This is a genomic window from Falsiroseomonas sp. RANM36, from assembly GCF_056682175.1.
The window spans coordinates 674,956-676,105 of sequence record NZ_JBWXTD010000002.1 but is presented as its reverse complement, the minus strand read 5'-3'; the positions used below and the strand labels follow the sequence as shown (position 1 = coordinate 676,105).

General features: G+C 75.7%; 1 protein-coding gene. It reads right to left on the bottom strand.

What is annotated here, in order from left to right; all coding sequences use genetic code 11:
* A partial coding sequence (locus AC1MIR_RS04075) for a glycosyltransferase (protein ID WP_480026898.1) occupies positions 1-1,026 on the bottom strand: 1,026 nt, incomplete at its 3' end.
* Positions 1,027-1,150: the final 124 nt, after the last annotated feature.

The window sequence follows — 1,150 nt, the reverse complement described above, 5'->3', positions numbered from 1 at the left end:
CGCGCCCGCGGCGCCGGCCCGCCCCCCGCCCCGCGCCCCGGCGCGGACCAGCAGGTTCGCGATGCCGACATTGGCCGCCGCGCCGACGCCGCAGACCAGGTAGAACAGCGCCAGCCCGCGCCACAGCGCCGCGCCGCGCAGCCGCGCGTCGCGATAGGTGATGCGGTTGTTCAGCGCGAAATTCGCCGTCATCGCGACCAGCGTCGCGGCCCATTGCGACGGACCGACGGCGGCCCCGGCCCGCCCCAGCATCGCCAGCACCGCCATATGGACCAGGACGCCGAAGGCGCCGACGGCGGCGAAGGCGACGAAGCGCAGCGGCACGATGCCGCCGGTCATCTTGTCCAGCAGCAGCCCCGCGAATTCCAGCAGCACCGTGGCGTCGAGCTTCGAATCGCCATGCGCCCGCGCGCGGAAGCTGTAGGGCACCTCCCCCACCTGCACGCCCGTGGGCCCGGTCAGCAGCAGGTCGAGCAGGATCTTGAAGCCGCGCCCGGTCAGGCGCGGCGCCGCCTGCTCGACCAGGTCGCGTCGCAGCAGGAAGAAGCCGCTCATCGGGTCCGCGACGGGCACCGGCAGCAGCGCCTGCGCCAGCCGCGTCCCGGCATCCGACAGCGCGCCGCGCGCCGCGGAGAAGCCGCCCGACGCCGCGCCGCCGGCGGCATGGCGCGAGCCGACGGCGATGTCGGCCCCCTGCTCCACGGCGCGCAGCATGGCCGGCAGGATCGTCTCGTCGTGCTGCAGGTCGCCATCCATCACGGCGACGAAAGGCGCGGAGACGGAGAGCATCCCCTCGATGCTGGCGGAAGCCAGGCCGCGCCGCCCGACGCGGCGGATGCAGCGGATGCGCGGATCGCGCGCGGCGATCGCCCGGACCTCGGCGGTGGTGCCGTCGGGGCTGTCATCGTCCACGAAGACGGCTTCCCACGGGATGCCCGCCAGCGCGGCATCCAGCCGCTCCACCAACGGCGCGACATTGGCGGCTTCGCGGTAGACCGGGATGATGATCGAGAGACGGGCGGGCATCTCAGCGCCTTCCGCAGCGCATCGTCGTCGTTACCGCGGTCTGCGACGGCGGCGGCCCCCACGCCGCCCCGCCGCCCCAAGGCGGCCGCCCCCCGGGGCGCGCGCCCCCCCGCCCGGGGGCCGG